Below are 25,069 nucleotides of genomic sequence, written 5' to 3' on the forward strand. Positions count from 1 at the left end.
ATCAGTGCCTTGTGGCCAGCAGGCCCAGAAGGAAGCCAACACCGGCAGCGATGCCGACGGACTGCCATGGGTTTTCCTGCACGTAGCCTTCGGCGGCCACTACAGCCTCCTGGCTACGCTCGGCAGCGGTTTCCTTGGTTTGCTGCAGCGACTCACGAGCCTTGAGCAGGCTTTCGTTGATCTGCGCACGCAATTCTTCGGCCTGGGTGCCGGCGATGCTGGCGGTGTGCTCGAGTAGTTTCTCGGTGTCACGGACCAGGGTCTGAAAATCGGCTTTGAGAACTTCTTGGGCTGCTTTGGTGCTCGGGGTGGCCATGTTGATCTCCATATGGGTGGCGTCTGGATATTTCGAGTGAGGGTGATCCCGAAGGTTCAGTGCCATTGCGCGGGATAATCCCTTGTATAGCCCATAATCGACATGTCGGGGCAATTGACGGGTCTTGAGTGGCTGCCTTATGCTGTATAAAGATACAGTATATGGATAATCGCTCGCCCATGCTCAACGTCGAACAACTCAAGTACAGCGTCAACCGCATGGCCCCGGACGTGGTTCGCGAAGCCGTGCTGGAACTGCGTCTGGACGGCCTGGTTACCGAAGGCAAGACCCCGTTCAGCAAGCTGCACTTCAACACCTGTTTCGCCGAGGTCGAGGCGCTGTTCCAGCGCGCCGGTTATCACCGACCGCTGGATGTGGTCGGCTACAAGGGCCTGCTGTACGCCTTGTACGACCCCACGCGCTGGGAAGCGGTCGAGGTGCTGCGTTGGCTCAAGGAATTCACCGAGGCAGCCGAGGCTGTCCACGCGCGATGACAGCCGTAGCGCCGTGGGCGATACTCGCGGCCTGAAATCATCGTGGATCAAGGCATGTCTGCACCCAAATTCGACCCTGCTGCGCATCAGGCCAGCACCTTGTGCCTGCCACCCGGTAAATGGGCAACCGTGCTGGATTGCCTGTGCGAACATTTTCCCGCCATCGACCGCGCTCAGTGGTTGAGCCGCATGGCCAGGGACCGGGTGCTGGACGCCGACGGCGTCCCCATCGGCCCCGCCCATGCCTACCGCCAGGGCCTGCGCATCCACTACTTTCGCGAAGTGCCGAACGAGCGACCGATTGCTGCGCAGGAGCAGGTGCTGCATGTCGACGAACATCTGGTGGTGGCCGACAAACCACACTTCCTGCCGGTGACCCCGACTGGCGAGTACGTCGAACACACCTTGTTGCGGCGCCTCATTCGCCGCCTCGACAACCCCCACCTGGTGCCGCTGCACCGCATTGACCGGCACACGGCGGGTCTGGTGCTGTTCTCGGCCAATCCGCAGACACGCAGTGCCTATCAGCAGTTGTTCCCCACTCGACAGATCGAAAAGCGCTACGAGGCCATCGCCCCCGCACTGCCTGAGCTGGCCTTTCCGTTGGTACATCGCAGTCGCCTGGAGCATGGCGAACCGTTTTTCCGCATGCGTGAAGCGCCGGGGATGAGCAACAGTGAAACCCGCCTGGAAGTCGCCGAGAAAGGCGAGCACTTCTGGCGCTACGTGCTCAACCCGGTCACCGGCAAGACTCACCAGTTGCGCGTCCACATGACCGCGCTGGGCGCCAGCATCTGCAACGATCCGTTCTACCCGCAGCTCAGCCATACCGAGGTGGACGACTATGCACGGCCGTTGAAACTGCTGGCACGCTCGCTGCAGTTCCACGACCCGATCGACGGTCGCCTGCGCAATTTCGAGACGCAGCTGAAGCTGACGTTCTGAAACGACAAAGCCCGCCAGAGGGCGGGCTTTGTCTCGCAGCATTGGGGCTCTTTTAATCAGAGCTCCTTGACGGTGCGAACCTGGTCCTTGTTGACACGGGTAGTCTTGCCGTCCAGCTGTTCGAATTCGTAGAAGCCAGCGTCTTCGTCGTAGGAGGGCGTGTCCACCGCCTGGATTTCACGACCGTCGTTCAGGGTGATCACGGTAGGCGATGCGCAACCGGCAAGCGATGCCAGGCCCAGCGCGAGCATGAAAGCGGGAAGGATCCGGTGAGTCATTGTGTTTCTCCACAAAACAAAAAAGGGTGCTGGCGTATACGGGGGTGAGACGCTGATTGCGCCAGCAAAGTTCCGTTGGTCCGACCGGTGCAGTCTAGCGTCTGCCGACCCGCTCAGCGACCCAGCAGTTGTGGCGTATTGAGGTTGGCCAGGCGCGGATCGTTCTCGGCACATTGCAGCGGCTGGGCGCCGAGTGCCAGCAGGACATTGCGCGGGCTTCGTTCGCCGGCATCCCAGGCTTGCTGTACGACCGGCAGATGCACCTTCTGAATGATGCACAGCAACGGCTCCCAGAACGCACCCTGGCGCACCATCAACGGCAGGGTCGGCTGCGCGTGCTGCGCATGGCGCATGGCGTCCAGCAAGGCCTCGTCCACGCCCGGCACGTCACAGGGCAATACCAGCAGCAGCGGGTGTCGAGCGGCGCTCAGGCCGGCCAGAATGCCCGCCAGTGGCCCGGGAAAGTCGCCGCTGTCGTCGTGTACCAAGCGGTCGGCGAAGGCCGCGTAGCGCGGATAATTACGGTTGCACGAGATGATCAGGTCATCGGTCAAGGGCCGCACGCGCTGCTGCAGGTGCTCGATCAAGGGCCGGCCATGCCAGTCGATCAGGCCCTTGTCGCGGCCGCCCATGCGTTGCCCGCGGCCGCCTGCCAGCAGCAGGACGGAGCAGGGGGGCAAGGTGTCGACAGGGTTCATTCGGGGCCTCGGACAGTGGCTGGGGGGCTGTGATATAACACCGTCCATCCCGCCAAACAACCGGACCCAGCCAATGAAAGCCAAGGCAGATGTACCCTTTGTGCCGCTCAATATTGCGGTGTTGACTGTCAGCGACACCCGCACCGTGGAAACCGATACCTCTGGCCAATTGTTCGTCGATCGCCTGAGCGCGGCGGGCCACGGGCTTTACGCCCGCGTACTGCTCAAGGACGACCTGTACAAAATCCGCGCCCAGGTGGCGCAGTGGATCGCCGATGACCAATGCCAGGTGGTGCTGATCACCGGTGGCACCGGCTTCACCGGCCGCGACAGCACCCCGGAAGCCGTGGCCTGCCTGCTGGACAAGCAAGTCGATGGCTTCGGCGAACTGTTCCGGCAGATCTCCGTCGCCGACATCGGCACCTCGACCGTGCAGTCGCGCGCGCTCGCCGGGCTCGCCAATGGCACCCTGGTGTGCTGCATGCCCGGTTCGACCAATGCCTGCCGTACAGGCTGGGACGGTATTCTTGCCGAGCAGTTGGACGTGCGTCACCGGCCATGCAACTTCGTCGTGCACCTCAAGCAGGCCGAGCCCTGCGCCAGCCGTGGCTGAGTTGCCGGCGGCGCAGCCGCTGCTTCCGGTAGAACAGGCGCTGGCGCAACTGCTGGCCATGGCCGATGCCACGCCTGTGCGCGAGCGTGAGCGAATCGCCCTGGCCCAAGGCAGTGGCCGCGTGCTGGCCGATGACCTGATCGCCACCCTGGACCTGCCGCCCTGGCCCAACAGCGCCATGGACGGCTACGCGCTGCGCCGCGAGGACTGGCAGGGCGAACCGCTGCGGGTCAGCCAGCGCGTGTTCGCGGGTGCCGTGCCCGCGCCTTTGGAACCCGGCACGTGCGCACGCATCTTTACCGGTGCGCCGATGCCCGAAGGCGCCGACTGCGTGGAAATGCAGGAGAACGCGCGGATCGAGCACGACCAGCGGGTGAGCTTCGACCAGCCCTTGAGGGTCGGCCAGAACATACGTCCCCAGGGCCAGGAAACCCGCATCGGTGAACGCCTGCTCGAAGCCGGTAGCCGCTTGGGTGCGATCGAACTGGGCCTGTTGGCGTCCATGGGGCATGCGTACATCGACGTGGTGCGTTGGCCACGGGTGGCGGTGCTGTCCACGGGAGATGAGTTGGTCGAGCCAGGTCAGCCGCTGGGGCCGGGACAGATCTACAACAGCAATCGTCAGGTGCTGTGCAGTGCCTTGAGCGGTTTGGGCTGTGAGGTGGTGGATGCCGGGATTCTGCCCGACGATCTGCAACAGACACGCCAGCGCCTGTCGGCCCTGGGGGATGTGGACCTGATTTTGTCCACGGGCGGGGTCTCGGTGGGTGAAGCCGACTTTCTCGGCATCGCCTTGCGCGAGGAAGGGCAGTTGGCCCTGTGGAAACTGGCGATCAAACCCGGCAAGCCGCTGACGTTCGGCCACTTTCGTGGCGTACCGGTCATCGGCCTGCCAGGCAATCCCGCGTCGACACTGGTCACTTTCACCCTGCTGGCACGGCCTTACCTGCTGCGTCGGCTGGGTGTGCGCGACGTTGCGCCACTAAGCTTTCAGGTGCCAGCCGGATTCGCCTGGCCGCGCGCCGGTACCCGTCGCGAATACCTGCGCGGGCGCATCCAGCAGGGCCGGGCGGTGATCTACCCCAACCAGAGCTCCGGCGTGCTGCTCAGCGCTGCCTGGGCCCATGGGTTGGTGGAAATACGCGAAGGCTGCACATTGAATGAAGGCGATCTGGTCGCCTTCATCCCGTTCAGCGAGCTGTTTTAAGCGTTGCTCTTGGTCGCTTCGACGGCCGCCGGTGCGCGGCCGTAGATGTCGGTGAAGCGCACGATATCGTCTTCGCCCAGGTATTCACCGCTTTGCACCTCGATCATGACCAGGTCGATCACCCCGGAGTTGACCAGGCGGTGCACGTGGCCTTGCTTGATGAAGGTCGACTCGTTGGTGTCGAGCAAAAACTCGTTGTCACCGTTGGTGACCCGGGCCATGCCGCTGACCACGATCCAGTGTTCGCTGCGGTGGTGGTGCATCTGCAGCGACAGGGTGCCGCCGGGCTTGACCACGATGCGCTTGATCTTGAAGCGCTTGCCTTCCTCGAGGATGGTGTACGTGCCCCATGGCCGGGTGACCGTGCGGTGCAGGCGGAAGGCATCGTGGCCCTGGCGCTTGAGCTGCTGGGCAAGGATCTTGACGTCCTGGGTACGGCTGCCGTCGGCGATCAGCAGTGCGTCAGGCGTGTCGATCACCACCAGGTTGTCGACGCCGACGGCGCCGACCAGGCGGCGTGGCGAGTCGATGTAGCAGTTGCTCACGTCATGCAGCACGGTTTCGCCGTTGCACTGGTTGCCCTGTGCGTCGGCCGGAGTCAGCTCGCGCACCGCCTGCCACGAACCGATGTCGCTCCAACCCATCTGACACGGAATGACCGCCACCTTGTCGGAGCGCTCGAGCAGCGCGTAGTCGATGGAAATGTCCGGTGCCAGGGCGAACGTGCTGCTGTCCAGCTCGACCTGCAGCTCGCGGTTGCCTTGCTTGCTGTGGCTGACCTGCAGGCAGGTGGTGGCAGCCAGCAGCACGTCCGGTGCGTGCTTCTCCAGTTCGCGCAGGAGCACGTCCACACGCATGCAGAACATGCCGGCGTTCCACAGGTAGTCGCCGCTGTCCAGGTAGGCCTGGGCGGTGGCCTGGTCCGGCTTTTCACGGAAGTGCGCGACTTGATAGCTGCCATCGCCCAGGTCGGCGCCGCGCTCGATGTAGCCGAAACCAGTTTCCGCCGTTTGCGGCACCAGGCCGAACGTCACCAGCCAACCCTCGTCGGCTTTCTTGCGTGCTGCGCTGACCGCAGCCTGGAAAGCGTCGATGTCGCGGATCAGGTGGTCGGCCGGCAGTACCAGCAACTGCGCCGACGCGCCGTAGTGCTTGGCGGCATGCAGGGCGGCACTGGCGATGGCTGGCGCGGTGTTGCGGCCCGCAGGTTCGAGAATGAAGTCGAGCAGGGCATCACGGTCGTTCAATTGGCGGTAGTCGTCCAGCGTGCGGAAGAACACCTCGCGGTTGGTCACGGTCAGCACACGGTCCACGCCCGGCAGATGGGCGGCACGAACGAAGGTTTTCTGCAGCAGGCTCTCGCCGTCCGGCAGGCGCATGAACGGCTTGGGCATGGCCTCGCGCGATACGGGCCACAGGCGGGTGCCGGAGCCCCCGGCGATGATGCAGGGAATCAGAGTCGTCATAGGTCGAGCCTCGAGTTGAAGGTGGCGGACGGCACCTGCGAAGGCAAGCGCACACGTCCAGCCGGGCTGGATGCATGAAAAGGTCAATAGAAGAAGGGCAGAGCGCAGGATTCAACGATTCGACAATGCTACCGCCCGCCTGGAGACGGGCTGGACGTGCAGGAATCGGGGGGTAACGGCGACTTCGATAGTGGCCAGTTGCTTCGCAGTAAAGCCTAAACGAGAACCGTTGGCGAGTGGTAAATGCACGAATGGTTAAAAACTTTTCGGTCGGGCTTTTTTTCCTGCGGCTGTGGTCACATCAGGCACAGTTCCACTTACTGGCCACCGGAGACATGCAGCATGAGCGAGCGCAAGGCAATCCTGATATTGCACGGCAAACAAGCTTCCAATGAAGACGTCCGCACTGCGGTGGAGCATTACCGGGAGCAGGGCAACGCGCTGGACGTGCGTCTGACCTGGGAAGGCGGCGACGCCCAGCGGCTGGTCGATGAGGCGCTGCAAGCCGGCTACACCCAGATCATCGCCGGCGGTGGCGACGGCACCCTGCGCGATGTCGCCGAAGCGATGGCGCTGGCCAAGACCGACGCCAGCCTGGCGTTGATGCCGCTGGGCACAGCCAACGATTTCGCTCGTGCCGCCGGCGTTCCGCTGGAGCCCGAACACGCATTGGCGCTGCTTGCCCGCGAGCCTCAGGCCATCGATCTGGGTGAGGTGGGCGGGCAAGTGTTTCTCAACATGGCAACCGGCGGCTTCGGCAGTCAGGTCACGGCCAACACCTCCGAAGACTTGAAGAAGGTGCTCGGTGGCGCCGCCTACCTGTTCACCGGGCTGTCGCGGTTCAGTGAATTGCGCGCCGCCTCCGCCTCGCTCAGTGGCCCGGACTTCCATTGGGAAGGCGATCTGCTGGCGCTGGGCATCGGCAATGGACGCCAGGCCGGTGGTGGCCACGAGCTGTGTCCCGAAGCCGTGGTCGACGACGGGCTGCTGGAGATCAGCATTTTGCCGGCACCGACCGAAGTGGTCGGCACCCTGAAAAGCCTGCTCGGCGGCGGCGGACTGGAAACCCTGTTCGTGCGTGCGCGGCTGCCGTGGATCGAAATCAACAGCAAGGAAAACCTCGACATCAACCTCGATGGCGAGCCATTGCGCGGCGAGAATCTACGCTTCAGCGCCATGCCCAAGGCATTGAAAGTTCATTTGCCCGCCGGGTCGCCGCTGCTGAGCCATGGACAACTGACTTAACGGCGCCGACGGCAGTCAAGATATTCGCGCCAGCGCCGATAGCCCGGTACCTCTTCTTTCACTTGGGCTTTGGAGTTTTACATGGCCGGCATTCTTGACTCGGTTGACCAACGTACGCAGCTGGTGGGTGAAAACCGGCTGGAGCTGCTCATGTTTCGCCTGGCCGGCAGGCAACTGTTCGCGATCAACGTGTTCAAGGTCCAGGAAGTCCTGCAGTTGCCCAAGCTGACACTGATGCCGCAGCGCCATCCGTATGTCTGCGGTGTGATCAACCTGCGCGGGCAGACCCTGCCGGTGATCGACCTGTCCCAGGCCATCGGCATGCGCCCGCTGGTGCCGGGGCCGAGCAGCACCATCATCGTCACCGAATACAACCGCTCGATCCAGGCCTTCCTGGTCGGCGGTGTCGACCGCATCGTCAACATGAACTGGGAAGCGATCCTGCCGCCTCCCGCCAGTGCCGGGCGCCAACACTATCTGACCGCGATCAGCCGGGTCGACGAGCAACTGGTCGAGATCATCGACGTGGAAAAGGTGCTCGCCGAAATCGTCCCCTACAACGCTCGCGTTTCCCGCGACAAGCTCGACGACCCCTTGCTGGCGCGTGCCCGTGGCCGAGAAGTGCTGCTGGTGGATGACTCGACCGTGGCACTGGCGCAGTTGCGCGATACCTTGTCCCAGCTGGACATCAAGATGCACGTGTCCAGCGATGGCCTGAAGGCGTTGAACAAACTCAAGGCCTGGGCCGATACCGGCGAGCGCATGACCGACAAGCTGCTCATGGTCTTCACCGACGCCGAGATGCCGGAAATGGACGGCTACCGGCTTACCACCGAGATCCGCAACGATCCGCGACTGCGCGAGCTCTACGTGGTGCTGCACACTTCGCTGTCGGGCAGCTTCAACGAATCGATGGTGAAAAAGGTCGGCTGTGACAACTTCCTGTCCAAGTTCCAGCCCGACAAGCTGGTCGACGTGGTGCGTCAGCGCCTGGAGCTGGATCAACGCTGACCGGCCCTCGTTATTGTCCCGTCGGTTCCGCTAGACTGGGCCTTTCTCAGTCCTGAGGAGCCGGGCCATGTCGAGCCTCGCCGCGCTGTACCGTTACCCGCTCAAATCGGCCATTGGCCAATCGCTGCAGCAGTCGCCAGTCGATGGCCTGGGGCTGTTCGGTGACCGCCGCTGGATGCTGGTCGATGCCCACAGCGGTCGGTTCCTCAGCCAGCGCGCCGACCCCCGCCTGGGGCAGTTGGGTACACAGGTGGTTGAAGACGCAGGCCTGCGTCTGAGCGCAGCCGGATACCCCGACCTGAACGTGCCAATCCCCGAGGCAGGCGAGCTGCGTGGTGTCACGCTGTGGAACGACAGCTTCCGCGTGCCCGACGCCGGCGAGGCAGCGGCGCGCTGGGTCAGTGATTTCGTCGGTAAGCCGACTCGGCTGGTGTATGTGCCCGTCGAGCGCGCCCGCACTGTCAGCGCCGGTTACGGCGAGGGCGGCGACAAGGTGGCTTTTGCCGATGGATTTCCACTGTTGTTGATCGGTCAGGGCTCGCTGGACGACCTGTCCGCACGGGTCGGACGGACCCTGGAGATGGCGCGCTTTCGGCCCAATCTGGTCGTTCAGGACAGCGCCGCCTTCGCCGAGGACGGCTGGAAGCGCATTCGCATTGGCAGCCTGGACTTTCGTTTGCTCAAGCCCTGCGCGCGCTGCATTCTGACCACGCTGGACCCCCAGACCGGCGAGCGCAGCGTCGATCGCGAACCCCTGGCGACCCTCAAGCGCTACCGCCAGCAGGACGGTCATGCGATGTTCGGCCAAAATCTGGTGTGCGATGGCGCCGGCGTGCTGGAAGTGGGCATGCCGATCACTGTGCTCGAGTGACGAGCCGGCAGCCGGCGGGCTGCCAGGCTTGGCTCACTGGTCGTCGAAGAAGCGTTCGTGCCAGTCCACCACCGGCTGCGGCGCGTTGAGCTTCTCGCCATAGATGACGGCGTAGGACAACACGTTCTGCACGTACTGGCGGGTTTCATCGAATGGAATGGACTCCACCCAGACATCGAAACTCAGGTGATTCGCGCCTCTGAGCCACTGCCGTACGCGCCCGGGGCCCGCATTGTAGGCGGCTGAGGCCAGTACCCGGTTGCCGTTGAACTGGCTGTGCACCTGGCTCAGGTACGCCGCACCCAGCTGGATGTTGGTGTCGGGGTCGAGTACCTGCTGCGGCGACGACAGCGGGATGCTGAACTTGCGCGAGGTCTCCTTGGCAGTGCCCGGCATCAACTGCATCAGCCCCATGGCGCCGGCGCCGGAGCGGGCGTCGTCCATGAACGCGCTTTCCTGACGGGTGATGGCAAACACCCAGCTGGTGTGCAGGCCTCGCACATTCGCTTCGCGAATCAGGGTGTCGCGGTGAGCCATCGGGAAGCGGATGTCCAGGTCGTCCCAGTACTGCGCCTGGCTGATCGTGCGAATGGCCGGGAAATACCAGCGCATGTCGTAGGCCAGCTTGGCCTGGGCGACCATCTCGTCGCGGTCGAAATGGCGGCTGACGTGATACCACTCGCGTCGCGCATCGACGATCTGGCCGCGTGCGTACAGTTCCAGCGAACGGCGGACACCGGCGGTGTTGCGCACCTTGTTGACCAGTGCCTGGCTCATCACCAGCGGCTTGTTATTGAGCGAGTAGGGCGCCTGGATGCGGTCGGCCGCCAGGAAGCCGTAGAAGTCGCGCTCCTTGGCCACCGCCTTGTACAGCGATGGCACCTTGGCACTCTGCGGCTGCGCGAGCTCCAGGCTGCGCGCCTGCCAATACTGCCAGCGGTTGGTCTTGGCCAGGTCCTTGGGCAGGCGGGTGGTGAGGTCGTAGGCCTCCTGCCAGCGGCCCAGGCGCAGCAGCAGGCGCAGGCGCCATTCGGTCACGGTGTCGTCGCGCAGCTCCGGATCGTAGCGGGTCATCAGTTCCAGCGCTCGCGGGTCGTAGCGCCGCGCCAGGGTCAGGCCGATCTCACGGGCGATGGCGACCTTCTCCTCGGCCGAGAAACGCATGCTGCTGGCATAGCTGTCGAGCATGCGCATGGCTTTTTCCGGGTCCTGACGGGCCAGACGACGCAGGCCCAGCCCGACCACGTCGGACATGGCTTCGTCGACCGGCATGAAACGCGCCGGTTGGTCGAGCAGTTCGGGTTTCTGCGCGACATCCAGCAGCAGTCGACCCTGACTCGACAGGCTGGTCAGGCTCTGTACCAGGCTGGTGGCCAACGGGTAATTGCGCTCCTGGGCCGCCAGCTTGGCGCGCTGCCAGCGCTTGTTCTCGGTCAGCTGGCCTTCGCTGGCCCAGCGCTGGAACAGCCCGTCGCAGGCCGTGGGCAGCGATTTGCCGGTGAGCCACAGTTTGTCGGCATTGGCATAGCCTTCGGCGCGCAACTGGCTGTTGCTCAGCTGGTACTGGCCGTACAGGCAGTCGAGCTCCTTGAAATTGAGCTTGGGGTCGTAGTATTTGACGAACGGCGCCCACTCGCCGCGCTCGGCCAACTGCCGCAGCCACCGCAGTTTCATCCAGTTGGCTTGGGGCAGGTCGCCGTGCTTGGCGAGAAAGCCTTCGATCTCGGCGTTGCTGGCGCTGCGCAAACGCGGGGTGAGCTCGTCGTAGGCCAGGTAGGCCTCCAGCGGGTAGTCCTGAAGCTCGGCGGCGTAGCGCATGTACGGCCCGCTGTCGCCCTTGGCCAAAGCGCGCTTGGCCTCGTCGTAGTATTGACGCTGCGTGGCCAGGTCGGCGGCCTGGACGTTGGCGACACTGGAGGCAGAGAGGATGAGGCAGGACAACAGGCTGAACAGGCGACTGCGCATGAGACTTCCAGGCAGAAAAGACGTGACAAGTGTCGGCAGTGCCAGCACTAAAGAAGTGAGCCTAGCTTAGCCTCTAGGGCAGGCGCGATGAAAGCGTTCAGGATCATTCATTTTATTGCCGCCTTCGGTCTGCCAAGGCAAAAGTCGGTTAGAATGCGCGCCCGGTTTTTGGAGAAGCTCATGACCCTGCTCAAATTCAGCGATGTGTCCCTTGCATTCGGCGCGATGCCGTTGTTGGACAAGGTGTCCTGGCAGATCGCCCGTGGTGAGCGGGTGTGCATCATCGGCCGCAACGGCACTGGCAAATCCAGCATGCTGAAGCTGGTCAAGGGCGTGCAGAAACCCGACGACGGCGCCGTCTGGCGTGCGCCGGGGCTGAAGATCGGCGAGCTGCCGCAGGAACTGCCGGTGGCCGACGACCGGACTGTGTTCGACGTGGTTGCCGAGGGCCTGGACGGGGTCGGCGCGCTGCTGGCCGAGTACCATCACCTGAGCCAGAACATCGTCACCGACGAAGACCTGAACAAGCTCATGCACGTCCAGCAGGATCTCGAAGCCCGTGACGGCTGGCGCTTGCAGCAACTGGTCGACAGCACCCTGAGCCGCCTGCAGCTGCCTGCCGACAAGACCTTGAAGCAGTTGTCCGGTGGCTGGCGCCGCCGCGTCCTGCTGGCCCAGGCGCTGGTGTCCGAACCTGACCTGCTGCTGCTCGACGAACCGACCAACCACCTGGACATCGGCGCGATCGCCTGGCTCGAAGAAGCCCTCAAGGATTTCCAGGGGGCGGTGCTGTTCATCACCCACGACCGTTCCTTCCTGCAGAATCTGGCCACGCGCATTCTCGAGCTCGATCGCGGCGGCCTGATCGACTGGAACGGCGACTACGCCAGCTTCCTGGTGCACAAAGAGGCCATGCTGTCGGCCGAGGAAACCGCCAACGCGCTGTTCGACAAGCGCCTGGCCCAGGAAGAAGTGTGGATCCGCCAGGGCATCAAGGCCCGACGCACCCGCAACGAAGGCCGGGTGCGTGCGCTCAAGGCATTGCGTGTGGAGCGTGGCGAACGCCGCGAGCGCACCGGCAAGGCCAACATCCAGCTCGATACCGCAGACAAGTCCGGCAAGCAGGTGATGGTCCTCGACAATGTCAGCTTCGCCCATCCGGGTGGGCCGATGCTGATCAAGGATTTCTCCATGGTCCTGCAGCGCGAGGACCGTATCGGCTTGCTGGGGGCGAACGGTACCGGCAAGACCACGCTGCTCAAGCTGATGCTCGACAACCTGCAGCCCACCAACGGCTCGGTCGACGTCGGCACGCGCCTGGACGTCGCCTACTTCGACCAGTTGCGACACCAGCTCGACCTGGAAAAGACCGTCATCGACAACGTTGCCGAGGGCCGCGATTTCATCGACATCGACGGTCAGAGCCGCCACGTGCTGAGCTACCTGGGCGACTTCCTGTTCAGCCCCCAGCGTGCACGCACGCCGGTCAAGGCCCTGTCGGGCGGTGAGCGTGCGCGCCTGTTGCTGGCCAAGCTGTTCAGCAAGCCGGCCAACCTGCTGGTGCTGGACGAACCGACCAACGACCTCGACGTCGAGACCCTCGAACTGCTCGAAGAAGTGCTGTCCGCTTTCAAGGGTACCGTGTTGATGGTCAGCCACGACCGGGCCTTCCTCGACAACGTGGTCACCAGCACGCTGGTGTTCGAAGGCGAGGGCAAGGTTCGCGAATACGTCGGTGGCTACCAGGACTGGATCCGCCAGGGCGGCTCGCCCAAGTTGCTCGGCGTGACCGAGAACAAGTCAGGCAAGGCCGAGCTCAACAGCGCCGTGGTCAAGACCGCAGAGCCTGCACCTGTGGAAGCACCGGCACCCGCCAAGAAGAAGCTCAGCTACAAGCTGCAGCGCGAGCTGGAAGCCCTGCCGGGCCAGATCGAAGCCAAGGAGCAGGAAATCGCTGCGCTGGAAGCCGAGATGGCCGATGCCGGGTTCTATCAGCGACCTGCCGCGCAGACGGCGGAGGTGATGGCCAAGCTGGAAACCTCGCAGGCCGAGCTGGAAGTCATGGTCGAGCGCTGGGCCGAACTCGACGCCTGAGCCTCGACCCTGGAATCATCAGCGAGGCCGCAGCTGCTGCTCGGCCCCGCTGGTGATCCTTATTCGGCGCGCTTGACCAAGCGTACCGCCAAAACGTCGCACGGCGCACCGTGCAACACGTCGTTGGCCGTCGAACCGAGCAGCAATGCCAGGCCATGACGGCCATGACTGCCGACCACCACCAGGTCGCATTCCGATTTCTTCGCCAGGTTGTGAATTTCCTGACGCGGCTGGCCGTAGGTCAGGTGGCAGTCGCCGACGACCAGGTCCGGGTACTTGACCTTCAGCGTTTCCAGGCGCTCCTTGGCCTGATCGAACTGCTGCTGCTGCAACTGTGAGAGGTCCATCGGCACGTCCCCGCCGAAAGCCATGGCCATCGGTTCGACGATGTGCACCAGCGAGAGCTTGGCGCCATTGCTGACCGCCAGCTCTCTGGCCCGCTTGATGACCGGGTCACACTCCTCGGTGAGGTCGACGGCGACCAGAATGTGTTGGTAGGGCATGAGAAGCACTCCTGACAATTGCGATAGCTTGAGTATGGACTGTTTGGGCGGGGCGCAACATGAACAACCTCGCCAATCTATTTGAAACGCTTAGCGGGTGTACTCTTTATGACGGTGTGGATAGTCGTGTCAATCCTTGCGCTGATTCTCAGCCCCATGGTATGGCTGCGGCCGTCGCGCAGCCAGAGCGGCCGTATGGCCGTGCGCCTGCAGGCGCGGCGGATGGGCCTGGCCATGCAACTGGCCCCCCAGCGGTGGCCGCACTGGCTCAGCGTCGAGCCGCCCGACCCCTGTGCGCAATACCATCGGCCACGCCGCAAGGGCAGGGTCGACAGCTGGAGCTACTGGCAGACCGAGCCGGGGGTCTGGTGCAACCAGTGGCGCGAAGCCTGCGTCGATCCGCTGCTGCTGCCTCACCTTGCCACCTTGCCCGCCGACGTCTACAAGCTCGAAGCCGGGCCGCAGATGCTCGCCTTGTACTGGGGCGAGAAGGGTGACGAAAAGGTGCTTCAGGATATTGCAAAGATCCTTCAAGCGCTCGCTTGATCGCTGTCTCGAGCTATCGTCATATGCCTGCGGCAGGCTGTCGCAGGTGCGCGTTTCTGCGCATTCCAGAAATGACCGCAAAGTCGCGTTTTTTCGCGGTGGGCGCGGCATTTGACAATCGTCTGCAATTCCGTGAATGTACACGCAGCCCAATCAAACGGGCGTATGAATCGAGCGTTTTTCAGTCACGCTCCAGCACTATCCCGACTACCGCGCTGACGGGTATGCCTGGCTACAGAGAGCGGCGGCCATGTATCGCCCCCTTTTATCCAGCGTCAGGCGTGTACTGTTCAGCTTCCATATCGTGGAGATCAGTGGATGATTTACGAAGGTAAAGCCATCACGGTGAAGGCTCTTGAAAGCGGCATCGTCGAACTGCGGTTCGACCTCAAGGGCGAGTCCGTCAACAAATTCAACCGCCTCACGCTCGAAGAGTTGCGCGCAGCGATCGCGGCAATCAAGGCCGACGCTTCGGTCAAGGGCGTGATCGTCGCCAGTGGCAAGGACGTCTTCATCGTCGGTGCGGACATCACCGAATTCGTCGAGAATTTCAAGTTGCCCGAAGCCGAGCTGGTCGCGGGCAACCTGCAGGCCAATCGCATCTTCAGCGACTTCGAGGACCTCGAAGTGCCGACGGTTGCCGCCATCAACGGCATCGCCCTGGGCGGCGGCCTGGAAATGTGCCTGGCTGCCGATTACCGGGTCATGTCCAGTGAAGCGAAGGTCGGCCTGCCCGAGGTCAAGCTGGGCATCTACCCAGGTTTCGGCGGCACGGTGCGCCTGCCGCGCATCATCGGCGCCGACAATGCCATCGAGTGGATTGCGTCGGGCAAGGAAAACGGCGCCGACGATGCGCTCAAGGTGGGTGCGGTCGATGCCGTCGTGGCGCCGGACAAGCTCGAAGCTGCTGCTTTAGACCTGGTCAAGCGCGCCATCAGCGGCGAATTCGACTACAAGGCCAAGCGTCAGCCCAAGCTGGCCAAGCTCAAGCTCAATGCCATCGAACAGATGATGGCCTTTGAAACCGCCAAGGGCTTCGTCGCAGGCCAGGCAGGGCCCAACTACCCGGCGCCGGTCGAGGCCATCAAGACCATCCAGAAGGCAGCCAGCTTCGGTCGCGAGAAAGCGCTGGAGATCGAGGCCGCCGGCTTCGCCAAGATGGCCAAGACCTCGGCTGCGCAAAGCCTCATCGGCCTGTTCCTCAACGATCAGGAGCTCAAGCGCAAGGCCCGTGGCTACGACAAGGTGGCCCGCGACGTGAGTCAGGCGGCCGTGCTGGGCGCTGGCATCATGGGCGGTGGCATCGCCTATCAGTCGGCGCTCAAGGGCACGCCGATCCTGATGAAGGACATCAACGAGAAGGGCATCGAACAGGGCCTGGCCGAGGCGTCCAAGCTGCTCGGTGCGCGCGTCGAAAAAGGTCGCCTGACTCCGGCGAAGATGGCCGAAGCGCTCAACGACATTCGTCCGACGCTGTCCTACGGCGATTTCGGCCATGTCGACATCGTCGTCGAAGCGGTGGTGGAGAACCCCAAGGTCAAGCAGGCAGTGCTGGCAGAGGTCGAGGCGCAGGTCAAGGACGACACCATCCTGGCCTCCAATACCTCGACCATTTCCATCAACCTGCTGGCTCAGGCGCTCAAGCGTCCTGAAAACTTCGTCGGCATGCACTTCTTCAACCCGGTGCACATGATGCCGCTGGTCGAAGTGATCCGTGGCGAGAAGTCCAGTGAGGTTGCCGTGGCGACCACCGTGGCCTATGCCCGCAAGATGGGCAAGAACCCCATCGTGGTCAACGATTGCCCCGGCTTCCTGGTGAACCGCGTGCTGTTCCCTTACTTCGGTGGTTTCGCCCGGCTGGTCAGTGCCGGTGTCGATTTCGTGCGCATCGACAAGGTCATGGAGAAATTCGGCTGGCCCATGGGACCGGCCTACCTGATGGACGTGGTCGGCATCGACACCGGCCATCATGGCCGTGACGTAATGGCCGAAGGCTTCCCGGATCGCATGAAAGACGAGCGCCGCTCCGCCATCGACGCGCTGTACGAGGCCAATCGCCTGGGTCAGAAGAATGGCAAGGGCTTCTATGCCTACGAAACCGACAAGCGCGGCAAGCCGAAGAAGGTGGCCGATCCTGCGGCGCTGGACGTGCTCAAGCCGGTGATCTACGAACAGCGCGAGGTCTCCGATGAGGACATCGTCAACTGGATGATGATCCCGCTGTGCCTGGAAACCGTACGCTGCCTGGAAGACGGCATCGTCGAAACCGCGGCCGAGGCCGACATGGGCCTGGTCTACGGCATCGGTTTCCCTCCGTTCCGCGGCGGCGCGCTGCGCTACATCGATTCGCTGGGCGTGGCCGAATTCGTCGAACTGGCCGACCGCTACGCCGAACTGGGTCCGCTGTACCAGCCTACGCAGAAGCTTCGTGAAATGGCGCGTGCTGGCCAGACCTTCTTCGGGCAAGCGGCCAACGTACAGAACAAGGGTGAATGACTGATGAGCTTGAATCCTAGAGACGTGGTGATCGTCGACTTCGGTCGCACTCCCATGGGCCGTTCCAAAGGCGGCATGCACCGCAACACCCGCGCCGAGGACATGTCGGCGCACCTGATCAGCAAGCTGCTGGAACGCAATGCCAAGGTCGATCCGGGCGAAGTCGAGGACGTGATCTGGGGCTGCGTCAACCAGACCCTGGAGCAGGGCTGGAACATCGCCCGGATGGCGTCGCTGATGACGCAGATCCCGCACACTGCAGCCGGCCAGACCGTCAGCCGGTTGTGCGGCTCGTCCATGAGCGCGCTGCACACTGCCGCCCAGGCGATCATGACCGGCAACGGCGATGTGTTCGTGGTCGGTGGCGTCGAGCACATGGGCCACGTCGGCATGATGCACGGCGTGGATCCGAACCCGCACATGTCGCTGTACGCCGCGAAAGCCTCGGGCATGATGGGGCTGACCGCCGAGATGCTCGGTAAAATGCACGGCATCACTCGCGAACAGCAGGATGCCTTCGGCGTGCGCTCGCACCAGCTGGCGCACCAGGCTACGGTCCAGGGCAAGTTCAAGGACGAGATCATCCCGATGCAGGGGTGCGACGAGAACGGTTTCATCAAGGTCTTCGACTACGATGAAACGATTCGCCCCGACACCACCCTGGAAAGCCTTGCGGCGCTCAAGCCTGCCTTCAATCCGAAGGGCGGTACGGTCACGGCCGGTACTTCGTCGCAGATCACCGACGGTGCCTCGTGCATGATCGTGATGTCGGCGCAGCGCGCCCAGGACCTGGGCATCACGCCATTGGCGGTGATCCGCTCGATGGCAGTGGCCGGTGTCGACCCCGCGATCATGGGCTACGGGCCGGTTCCAGCCACCCAGAAAGCGCTCAAGCGCGCAGGTCTGGGCATTGCCGACATCGACTTCATCGAGCTCAACGAAGCCTTCGCCGCACAGGCCCTGCCTGTGCTGAAGGATCTGAAAGTGCTCGACAAGATGAACGAGAAGGTTAACCTGCATGGCGGCGCGATCGCCCTGGGGCATCCTTTTGGCTGTTCAGGCGCACGAATTTCCGGCACTTTGCTCAATGTCATGAAGCAGAATGGCGGCACTTTCGGCCTGGCTACCATGTGTGTAGGCCTGGGGCAGGGCATCACCACGGTCTTCGAGCGCGTCTAGTCCTGACGAGCCAGTCGAACCAACCGGGGCCCAGTGTCCCGGTTTTGTTTTTTCCCGGTTCATTCGAAAAAGTATTTCAAGCGAGGCGCAACATGCATATACAACCAGGGCTCTATCGTCACTACAAAGGCCCCGAGTATCGTGTCTATGGCGTCGCGCGCAGTTCCGAGGACGAACAGGAAGTCGTGTTCTACCAGGCCCTTTACGGTGAATTCGGCCTCTGGGTGCGACCGCTGAGCATGTTCCTGGAGTCGGTCGAGGTTGACGGCGAGAGCGTCCCGCGCTTTGCTTTGGTGAAGGCCGAACCCAGCCTGTTTTCCGTTCCGCAGGCGCCGACCGCTTGAACCTCGGCGCTTGACCTCACGTTCTCACCACTATATATAGCGGGGCCTCGCAAGGCGCCGCATGCCTTTCATTTCAAGTATTCAGGAATTTTCCGATCCATGGGCAAATCGCTGGTCATTGTGGAATCCCCGGCTAAGGCCAAGACCATCAACAAGTATCTGGGTGACCAGTACGTGGTGAAGTCGAGTATCGGCCATATCCGAGACTTGCCCACCAGCGGTTCGGCGAGCGCCAGCAAGGAGCCGGCCGCCAAGCGCGGCAAGGCTGCGGCTGCCGACGCGCCGGCCCTGTCGCCCAAGGAAAAGGCCCGCAAGCAGTTGGTGGCCCGCATGGGCGTGGATCCGGACCAGGGCTGGAAGGCCAAGTACGAGATCCTCCCCGGCAAGGAAAAGGTCATCGAGGAGCTGCGCCGGCTGGCCAAGGATGCCGACACCATCTATCTGGCGACGGACTTGGACCGCGAGGGGGAAGCCATTGCCTGGCACCTGCGCGAAGCCATCGGTGGTGATGACAGCCGCTACAAGCGCGTGGTGTTCAACGAGATCACCAAGAAAGCCATCCAGGAAGCCTTCTCTCGCCCCGGCGAGCTGGACATCGATCGGGTCAATGCGCAGCAGGCGCGGCGCTTCCTCGATCGCGTGGTCGGCTACATGGTGTCGCCACTGCTCTGGCAGAAGATCGCCCGCGGCCTGTCCGCTGGTCGCGTGCAGTCCGTGGCAGTGAAACTGGTGGTCGAGCGTGAACGCGAGATTCGCGCGTTCAACCCCGAAGAATACTGGGAAGTGCACGCCGACCTGGCGTCGGCCAAGGCCGCCAAGGTGCGTTTCGAAGTGGCTCGCGAGAACGGCGAAGCCTTCAAGCCCCTCAACGAAGCCCAGGCCATGGCCGCGCTGGCCAAGCTCAAGGATGCCAGTTACAGCATCGTCAAGCGTGAAGACAAGCCGACCAGCAGCAAGCCGTCGGCGCCGTTCATTACTTCCACGCTGCAGCAGGCCGCGAGCAACCGTTTGGGCTACGGCGTGAAGAAAACCATGATGATGGCGCAGCGCTTGTACGAAGCTGGCTATATCACCTACATGCGTACCGACTCCACCAACCTGTCGGTCGACGCCGTGGAGATGGCTCGGGCCTACATCGAGAGCGAGTTCGGCAAGAAGTACCTGCCGGAATCGCCGATGGTCTACGGCAGCAAGCAGGGCGCCCAGGAAGCGCACGAGGCCATTCGCCCATCGGACGTGAACACTCATCCGAGCAAGCTGAACGGCATGGAACGCGATGCCGAGCGCCTCTACGAATTGATCTGGCGCCAGTTCCTCGCCTGCCAGATGCCGCCTGCCCAGTACCTGTCGACCACCGTTACCGTGGCTGCCGCTGATTTCGAGCTGCGCGCCAAGGGCCGTATCCTCAAGTTCGATGGTTACACCCGTGTGCTGCCACAGATGAGCAAGCCGGGCGACGACGACGTGCTGCCGGAAATGAACCAAGGTGAGCAACTCAAGCTGCTCCAGCTGGACCCTACCCAGCACTTCACCAAGCCGCCTGCGCGCTATTCCGAAGCCAGCCTGGTCAAGGAAATGGAAAAACGCGGCATCGGTCGTCCGTCTACCTACGCGGCGATCATCTCGACCATCCAGGACCGCGGCTACGTGGCGCTGCACAACCGCCGCTTCTATTCGGAGAAGATGGGCGACATCGTCACCGAGCGGCTGTCCGAAAGCTTCTCCAACCTCATGGACTACGGCTTTACCGCCGGCATGGAAGAGAACCTCGATGATGTGGCGCACGGTGAGCGCGACTGGAAGAACGTTCTCGACGAGTTCTACGGTGACTTCAAGGGCAAACTGGACGTTGCGGGTGCAGCCGACAGCGGCATGCGCGCCAACCTGCCGACCCTGACCAACATCGCCTGCCGCGAATGCGGCCGACCGATGATGATCCGCACCGCGTCCACCGGGGTGTTCCTGGGCTGCTCGGGCTATGCGCTGCCACCCAAGGAACGCTGCAAGGCCACCATCAACCTGATTCCGGGCGACGAGATCGCGGCTGACGACGAAGGCGAGTCCGAGTCGCAGATTCTGCGCGGCAAGCATCGCTGCCCGGTCTGCGCGACCGCCATGGATGCGTACCTGCTGGATGAAAAGCGCAAGCTGCACATCTGCGGGAACAACCCCGACTGCCCTGGCTACGAGATCGAAGAGGGCAACTACCGCATCAAGGGCTATGAAGGCCCCAGCCTTGAATGCGACAAGTGCGGCAGCGAGATGCAGTTGAAAACCGGCCGTTTCGGCAAGTTCTTCGGCTGCACCAACCCGGAGTGCAAGAACACTCGCAAGCTGCTCAAGAGTGGCGAAGCCGCACCGCCCAAGATGGACGCGGTGAAGATGCCCGAGCTCAAGTGCGAGAAGGTCAACGATACGTACGTGCTGCGCGATGGCGCATCGGGTCTGTTCCTCGCGGCCAGCCAGTTTCCGAAGAACCGCGAAACCCGCGCCCCGTTGGTGCTGGAGATTATCCCGCACAAGGATGAGATCGATCCCAAGTACAGTTTCCTGTTCGACGCGCCCATCAAGGACCCGGATGGGCGTCCGACCGTGATCCGCTACAGCCGCAAGACCAAGGAGCAGTACGTGCAGAGCGAAGTCGAGGGCAAGCCGACCGGCTGGAAGGCTTTCTACGACGGCAAGACCTGGAAGGTCGAAGACAAGCGCTGAAGCGCTTGCAGCACCGAGGCCGCACCGTCCCCAGGGCAGTGCGGCCTTTTCATTTGTGGCTTGCACTGGCTGGGCAGGTTCTCGACACTGTTGCAGTCGAGTGTTCACTGCGGAGATCGCCAGCATGGCCTATGAGCTCTATACCCGTACCAACCAGAAAATCTATTTCGCCGGGCTGGCGCTGGACGCCATGGGCAAGGCCGAACTGGGCCAGGCCATCAATGCGCAGGCTCAGTTGCAGGCTCAGCGCGAATCCGCGCTGTTCCACCTGTACGGTGCATTGTTGGGGCTGTGTCACGAGATCGCCGGCTACTACCGCCTGCCTCAGGCCGGCACTGCCCGTGCGGAAAACCTGCTGACTGCGCAGGCGCTCGACGGCACGGCCATTCCCGAGCTGGCGGAATTGGTGGAGCTGGCCCAGCATTCGCATACCTGGCTGGCGCAATTGCTTGCTGCGCACAGCGCGCTGTTCGTGCCGCCCAGGGCGCCCAAAAAACCCAAGGGCGATGTGACCCAGCCGCTGATCCAGGCAGTCAATCTGGATGAAGTCGAAGAGCCGGAACTCAGCCGCGAGATGCTCGAAAGCTGGCGTCAGCAGCTCAAGGGCTTGACCGTTCGTTTCCGCGAAGGGCTCAGTGAGTGCTGATTTGCCTTGACACTGCTACAATGCCCGCCTTTCGTGGAGAACATGTCCTTATGCCAACGTCCTTTCTTGAGATTGTCGAGCTGCCTGACGGCCGCATCGAGTTGCGTCGTGCCGAGGACGAAGGTTCGCTGGTGACGCTGAATTTTTCCGAAGATGCCAAGGCATTCCTTCAGGGCCAGCACGTGGAAGTGGCCAAGGCCATGCTCAGTGTCGGCGTGCAGATGGCCGGCAAGCTGGTGGAAGGCGAGATCGACAAGGACGACGGCCCGCACGTCCTGCACTGATCCTGCCGCGCGGCGAGCGCCTTGCGCTGGCCCGAGCGGGCAGTATCGCGTTACCGCAGGTTTATCCCAAACGAATGTTCAGGCTCTGCGCGCTGCCCTGGCGCGCCGCTGCCATCAATTGCTGCCTCGCCACGGACGGCAGCGGGTTGAGCCAGCTCACCACGGTATGGCTGCGCCCCAGGCGCAGCGCCTCGCACGCCAACTGCTGAGCGCTTTGCGTACCGCGCGGCTGCAGCAGCAGTATGCGTTCGCGATTGAGCCCTGCATCGCGCAGCCAGGCTTGCGTCAGGCTTGCCGGCGGAGCGATCAGCGTCAGCCAGCGCGCGTCCTGCTCTTCGCTCAATTCCCGCAGCATGGGCGCCAGCAGGCTCAGGCAGTTCCCCGCGGCACCACGCAGAGACATCTCGCTGAATACATCCGGGTCGGCGACGGTCCAGGGCGACTCGACGGCCTCCTTGAACAGCGGCGTTACCGGTGCAGCCATGAATGCTTCGAACAGCGACATTTGTGCTTGTTGGGGTGACAGGGGAAACTGCATGATGCCTCCTTATCGACGAATGACGCCGACGCTCAGACCTTCAATGACCAGATCCTGATCCTTGAGGTCGACTTCAATGGGTGCGAAGTCGGGGTTTTCTGCTACCAGAAAAACCTTGTTGCCTTCGCGCTGGAACCGTTTCACGGTGACCTCGTCGCCAATGCGTGCCACCACGATCTGCCCGTTGCGTACTTCGCGGCAGGTGTGCACGGCAAGCAGATCACCGTCGAGAATGCCGACGTCGCGCATGCTCATGCCCTGTACGCGCAGGAGGTAGTCGGCGCGAGGATGGAAGAAGCCCGGGTTGATCTTGCAGGACTCTTCGATGTGTTCCTGCGCCAGTATCGGTGCGCCTGCAGCAACACGCCCGACGACGGGCAGGCTGGCGTCGTCGTTGCGGGCTTCGGAGCCGGGGATGCGGATGCCGCGCGAGGCGCCCGGGGTCATTTCGATGGCGCCTTTTCGCGCCAGGGCCTTGAGGTGTTCTTCGGCCGCGTTGGGTGACTTGAACCCCAGTTCCTGAGCAATTTCCGCACGAGTAGGTGGAAAGCCATTGTCGTCAAGGCAGCGCTTGATGAAGGCCAGAATTTCAGCTTGGCGTGGCGTCAATTTCAACATGTCGATGGCTCTGTCTTTTTGTACAGTGACTGGGATTATATACAGTAGATGGCCCTTGGCAATACCGTTTTCCGGGTACGTCGCCTGCCGATTTTCGCATGCTGCGCTAAGGCGATGAATTTGTATGCTTTAATACGCGACCCCATGGCCACAAAAAGGCCGTATGGACTTGACAGTCACGCACTTTGAAACGTATGTTTCAAACAAGTGTTTGTCAGGCGGAGTTGCCATGGCCCAGTCGGAAACCGTTGAACGCATCCTCGATGCCGCAGAACAGCTTTTTGCGGAAAAAGGCTTTGCGGAAACCTCGCTGCGCCTGATCACCAGCAAAGCCGGGGTCAACCTGGCGGCAGTGAACTACCACTTCGGTTCGAAGAAGGCGCTCATCCAGGCGGTATTCTCCAGATTTCTCGGGCCGTTCTGCGCCAGCCTCGACCGAGAGCTGGAGCGGCGGCAAGCCAGCGCCATGCCCAAGGCCAGCCTGGAAGAGCTGCTGGAAATTCTGGTAGAGCAGGCACTCGTCGTTCAACCGCGCAGCGGTAACGACCTTTCCATCTTCATGCGCCTGCTGGGCCTGGCCTTCAGCCAAAGCCAGGGCCACTTGCGACGTTACCTCGAAGACATGTACGGCAAGGTCTTTCGCCGGTACATGCTGCTGGTCAACGAAGCCGCACCACGCATTCCCCCTCTGGAGCTGTTCTGGCGCGTGCATTTCATGCTGGGCGCCGCGGCGTTCAGCATGTCCGGGATCAAGGCGCTGCGTGCCATTGCGGAAACCGATTTCGGCGTCGACACCTCGATCGAGCAGGTGATGCGCTTGATGGTGCCGTTTCTTGCCGCAGGCATGCGCGCGCAGAGCGCGGTAACCGACCAGGCCATGGCCGCCGCTCAACTGCGGCCACGCAGCAAGAGCACCCCGGCCGCTGCCAAGGCCTGACGTGTGCCGGGTCGCCCTCCAGCTCCCTCTCTACAAGGAAAATCCATGAGCGCTCGTCTGCAAGGCTCCCTGATGGTCGACGTTGCCGGTACCTGGCTCAGCGCCGAGGACCGCCATCTGCTGCGCCAGCCCGAAGTTGCCGGGCTGATCATTTTCGCGCGCAACATCGAGCATCCGCGCCAGGTACGCGAGTTGACCGCTGCCATCCGCGCGGTGCGGCCCGACCTGATTCTGGCTGTGGACCAGGAGGGTGGGCGAGTGCAGCGGCTGCGCCAGGGCTTCGTGCGTCTGCCGGCCATGCGCGAGCTGGCGCACCACGCGGAGGCGGCCGGCCTGGCCGAGCACTGCGGCTGGTTGATGGCCGCCGAGGTGCTGGCGGTGGGCCTGGACCTGAGTTTTGCGCCGGTGCTGGATCTGGATCACGGGCACAGCGCCGTGGTCGGCACCCGCGCGTTCGAGGGCGACCCCGAGCGGGCCACGCTGCTGGCGGGCGCGTTCATCCGCGGCATGAACGCTGCCGGCATGGCCGCGTGCGGCAAGCATTTTCCCGGTCACGGCTGGGCGGAAGCCGATTCTCATGTGGCGATTCCTACCGACGAGCGCAGCCTCGAGCAGATTCGTGCCTGCGATCTGGTGCCATTCACGCGGCTGGCGGGCAAGCTGGCGGCAGTCATGCCGGCTCATGTCATCTACCCGCAGGTGGACAGCAACCCCGCAGGCTTCTCGCGCCGTTGGTTGCAGGACATATTGCGCGGCGAGTTGGGCTTCGATGGAGTGATTTTCAGCGACGACCTGTCGATGGCCGGCGCCCATGTGGTCGGCGACGCCGCCAGCCGTATCGAGGCAGCCCTTGGCGCCGGTTGTGACATGGGCCTGGTGTGCAACGACCGGGCGGCGGCCGAGCTGGCCTTGAGCGCCGCGCAGCGCATGGGCGTCCAGTCCTCGCCACGCATCGCCGCCATGCGCGGCCGCACCCAGGCCGACGTCGAGTACCGCCGTCATCCACGTTGGCAGCAGGCGACAGCGGCACTGCGCAATGCCGGGCTGATCGACTGATCGTTGC

Annotated in this window: 25 protein-coding genes; 17 read left to right on the forward strand and 8 right to left on the reverse strand. The window is 63.1% G+C overall.

The window, feature by feature from the left end:
- Position 1: 1 nt before the first annotated feature.
- Positions 2-316 (reverse strand): DUF883 family protein, encoded by a 315-nt coding sequence (locus IFT98_RS02350; protein ID WP_122478822.1) that lies wholly within the window; start codon positions 314-316, stop codon positions 2-4.
- 179 nt (positions 317-495) lie between these two features.
- Here IFT98_RS02350 and IFT98_RS02355 point away from each other — a divergent pair, with 179 nt between their 5' ends.
- Positions 496-810 (forward strand): transcriptional regulator, encoded by a 315-nt coding sequence (locus IFT98_RS02355; RefSeq protein ID WP_122478820.1) that lies wholly within the window; start codon positions 496-498, stop codon positions 808-810.
- A 54-nt stretch (positions 811-864) separates the two neighbouring features.
- Positions 865-1,755 (forward strand): pseudouridine synthase, encoded by an 891-nt coding sequence (locus IFT98_RS02360; RefSeq protein ID WP_192047453.1) that lies wholly within the window; start codon positions 865-867, stop codon positions 1,753-1,755.
- A 56-nt stretch (positions 1,756-1,811) separates the two neighbouring features.
- On the opposite strand, the gene IFT98_RS02365 is transcribed toward IFT98_RS02360, so the two are convergent.
- Together IFT98_RS02365 and mobA are read right to left on the reverse strand one after the other, a co-directional pair.
- Positions 1,812-2,033 (reverse strand): YgdI/YgdR family lipoprotein, encoded by a 222-nt coding sequence (locus IFT98_RS02365; RefSeq protein ID WP_043188230.1) that lies wholly within the window; start codon positions 2,031-2,033, stop codon positions 1,812-1,814.
- 113 nt (positions 2,034-2,146) lie between these two features.
- Positions 2,147-2,731, reverse strand: coding sequence for a molybdenum cofactor guanylyltransferase MobA (gene mobA / locus IFT98_RS02370; RefSeq protein WP_192047452.1), 585 nt, complete (start codon positions 2,729-2,731; stop codon positions 2,147-2,149).
- Positions 2,732-2,804: 73 nt separating this feature from the next.
- Between mobA and moaB the strand changes: the two genes are divergently transcribed.
- Positions 2,805-3,344, forward strand: a complete 540-nt coding sequence (moaB, locus tag IFT98_RS02375) for a molybdenum cofactor biosynthesis protein B (RefSeq protein ID WP_192047451.1) — start codon at positions 2,805-2,807, stop codon at positions 3,342-3,344.
- Positions 3,337-4,551 carry a molybdopterin molybdotransferase MoeA gene (locus IFT98_RS02380; RefSeq protein ID WP_342214116.1) on the forward strand — a complete coding sequence of 405 codons (1,215 nt, stop codon included), beginning with the start codon at positions 3,337-3,339 and terminating at the stop codon, positions 4,549-4,551. Before moaB ends, IFT98_RS02380 begins: the two co-directional genes overlap by 8 nt.
- Here the strand turns inward: IFT98_RS02380 and IFT98_RS02385 are convergent.
- Entirely contained in the window at positions 4,548-6,017 is a 1,470-nt protein-coding gene (locus IFT98_RS02385; protein ID WP_192047449.1) for a mannose-1-phosphate guanylyltransferase/mannose-6-phosphate isomerase, read from the reverse strand. The two genes, IFT98_RS02380 and IFT98_RS02385, sit on opposite strands and share 4 nt — an antisense overlap.
- 342 nt (positions 6,018-6,359) lie before the next feature.
- Here IFT98_RS02385 and yegS point away from each other — a divergent pair, with 342 nt between their 5' ends.
- The 3 genes from yegS (at position 6,360) to IFT98_RS02400 (ending at position 9,144) form a co-directional block, all read left to right on the forward strand.
- A complete protein-coding gene (yegS, locus tag IFT98_RS02390) occupies positions 6,360-7,262 on the forward strand; it encodes a lipid kinase YegS (RefSeq protein ID WP_192047448.1) in 903 nt (300 codons plus the stop codon).
- Between the two features lie 81 nt (positions 7,263-7,343).
- A complete protein-coding gene (locus IFT98_RS02395; protein ID WP_192047447.1) occupies positions 7,344-8,273 on the forward strand; it encodes a chemotaxis protein CheV in 930 nt (309 codons plus the stop codon).
- 67 nt (positions 8,274-8,340) lie between these two features.
- Positions 8,341-9,144 carry an MOSC domain-containing protein gene (locus tag IFT98_RS02400; protein ID WP_192047446.1) on the forward strand — a complete coding sequence of 268 codons (804 nt, stop codon included), beginning with the start codon at positions 8,341-8,343 and terminating at the stop codon, positions 9,142-9,144.
- Between the two features lie 33 nt (positions 9,145-9,177).
- Here the strand turns inward: IFT98_RS02400 and IFT98_RS02405 are convergent, their stop codons facing one another.
- Entirely contained in the window at positions 9,178-11,109 is a 1,932-nt protein-coding gene (locus IFT98_RS02405) for a transglycosylase SLT domain-containing protein (RefSeq protein ID WP_192047445.1), read from the reverse strand.
- A 180-nt stretch (positions 11,110-11,289) separates the two neighbouring features.
- Here IFT98_RS02405 and IFT98_RS02410 point away from each other — a divergent pair, with 180 nt between their 5' ends.
- Positions 11,290-13,203 (forward strand): ATP-binding cassette domain-containing protein, encoded by a 1,914-nt coding sequence (locus IFT98_RS02410; RefSeq protein ID WP_192047444.1) that lies wholly within the window; start codon positions 11,290-11,292, stop codon positions 13,201-13,203.
- A 59-nt stretch (positions 13,204-13,262) separates the two neighbouring features.
- On the opposite strand, the gene IFT98_RS02415 is transcribed toward IFT98_RS02410, so the two are convergent.
- Positions 13,263-13,706 (reverse strand): universal stress protein, encoded by a 444-nt coding sequence (locus IFT98_RS02415; protein ID WP_043188257.1) that lies wholly within the window; start codon positions 13,704-13,706, stop codon positions 13,263-13,265.
- Positions 13,707-13,814: 108 nt separating this feature from the next.
- Here IFT98_RS02415 and IFT98_RS02420 point away from each other — a divergent pair, with 108 nt between their 5' ends.
- The 7 genes from IFT98_RS02420 to IFT98_RS02450 all read left to right on the forward strand — a co-directional run bounded on the left by IFT98_RS02420 (position 13,815) and on the right by IFT98_RS02450 (position 21,913).
- A complete protein-coding gene (locus IFT98_RS02420) occupies positions 13,815-14,252 on the forward strand; it encodes a hypothetical protein (RefSeq protein WP_192047443.1) in 438 nt (145 codons plus the stop codon).
- Between the two features lie 318 nt (positions 14,253-14,570).
- A complete protein-coding gene (gene fadB, locus IFT98_RS02425; protein ID WP_192047442.1) occupies positions 14,571-16,748 on the forward strand; it encodes a fatty acid oxidation complex subunit alpha FadB in 2,178 nt (725 codons plus the stop codon).
- A 3-nt stretch (positions 16,749-16,751) separates the two neighbouring features.
- Positions 16,752-17,927 carry an acetyl-CoA C-acyltransferase FadA gene (fadA, locus tag IFT98_RS02430; protein ID WP_192047441.1) on the forward strand — a complete coding sequence of 392 codons (1,176 nt, stop codon included), beginning with the start codon at positions 16,752-16,754 and terminating at the stop codon, positions 17,925-17,927.
- Positions 17,928-18,019: 92 nt separating this feature from the next.
- A complete protein-coding gene (locus IFT98_RS02435) occupies positions 18,020-18,271 on the forward strand; it encodes a DUF1653 domain-containing protein (RefSeq protein ID WP_122478796.1) in 252 nt (83 codons plus the stop codon).
- A gap of 99 nt (positions 18,272-18,370) precedes the next feature.
- A complete protein-coding gene (topA, locus tag IFT98_RS02440; RefSeq protein WP_192047440.1) occupies positions 18,371-20,983 on the forward strand; it encodes a type I DNA topoisomerase in 2,613 nt (870 codons plus the stop codon).
- 124 nt (positions 20,984-21,107) lie between these two features.
- Complete coding sequence (locus IFT98_RS02445) at positions 21,108-21,629, forward strand: DUF6586 family protein (RefSeq protein WP_192047439.1); 522 nt, start codon at positions 21,108-21,110, stop codon at positions 21,627-21,629.
- 50 nt (positions 21,630-21,679) lie between these two features.
- Positions 21,680-21,913: a hypothetical protein gene (locus IFT98_RS02450; RefSeq protein WP_163007598.1), complete on the forward strand. Its 234-nt coding sequence runs from the start codon at positions 21,680-21,682 to the stop codon at positions 21,911-21,913.
- Positions 21,914-21,974: 61 nt separating this feature from the next.
- Here IFT98_RS02450 and sulA read toward each other — a convergent pair whose 3' ends face one another.
- Positions 21,975-22,451 (reverse strand): SOS-induced cell division inhibitor SulA, encoded by a 477-nt coding sequence (sulA, locus tag IFT98_RS02455; RefSeq protein WP_192047438.1) that lies wholly within the window; start codon positions 22,449-22,451, stop codon positions 21,975-21,977.
- Between the two features lie 9 nt (positions 22,452-22,460).
- Complete coding sequence (lexA, locus tag IFT98_RS02460) at positions 22,461-23,069, reverse strand: transcriptional repressor LexA (RefSeq protein ID WP_043188277.1); 609 nt, start codon at positions 23,067-23,069, stop codon at positions 22,461-22,463.
- A gap of 229 nt (positions 23,070-23,298) precedes the next feature.
- On the opposite strand from lexA, the gene IFT98_RS02465 reads away from it, so the two are divergent.
- On the forward strand, positions 23,299-24,006 hold the full coding sequence (locus tag IFT98_RS02465) for a TetR/AcrR family transcriptional regulator (protein WP_122800541.1): 708 nt from the start codon (positions 23,299-23,301) through the stop codon (positions 24,004-24,006).
- A 45-nt stretch (positions 24,007-24,051) separates the two neighbouring features.
- Positions 24,052-25,062 carry a beta-N-acetylhexosaminidase gene (gene nagZ, locus IFT98_RS02470; protein ID WP_192047437.1) on the forward strand — a complete coding sequence of 337 codons (1,011 nt, stop codon included), beginning with the start codon at positions 24,052-24,054 and terminating at the stop codon, positions 25,060-25,062.
- Positions 25,063-25,069: the final 7 nt, after the last annotated feature.

The organism is Pseudomonas sp. CFBP 8770 (genome assembly GCF_014841705.1).
GTDB lineage: Bacteria > Pseudomonadota > Gammaproteobacteria > Pseudomonadales > Pseudomonadaceae > Aquipseudomonas.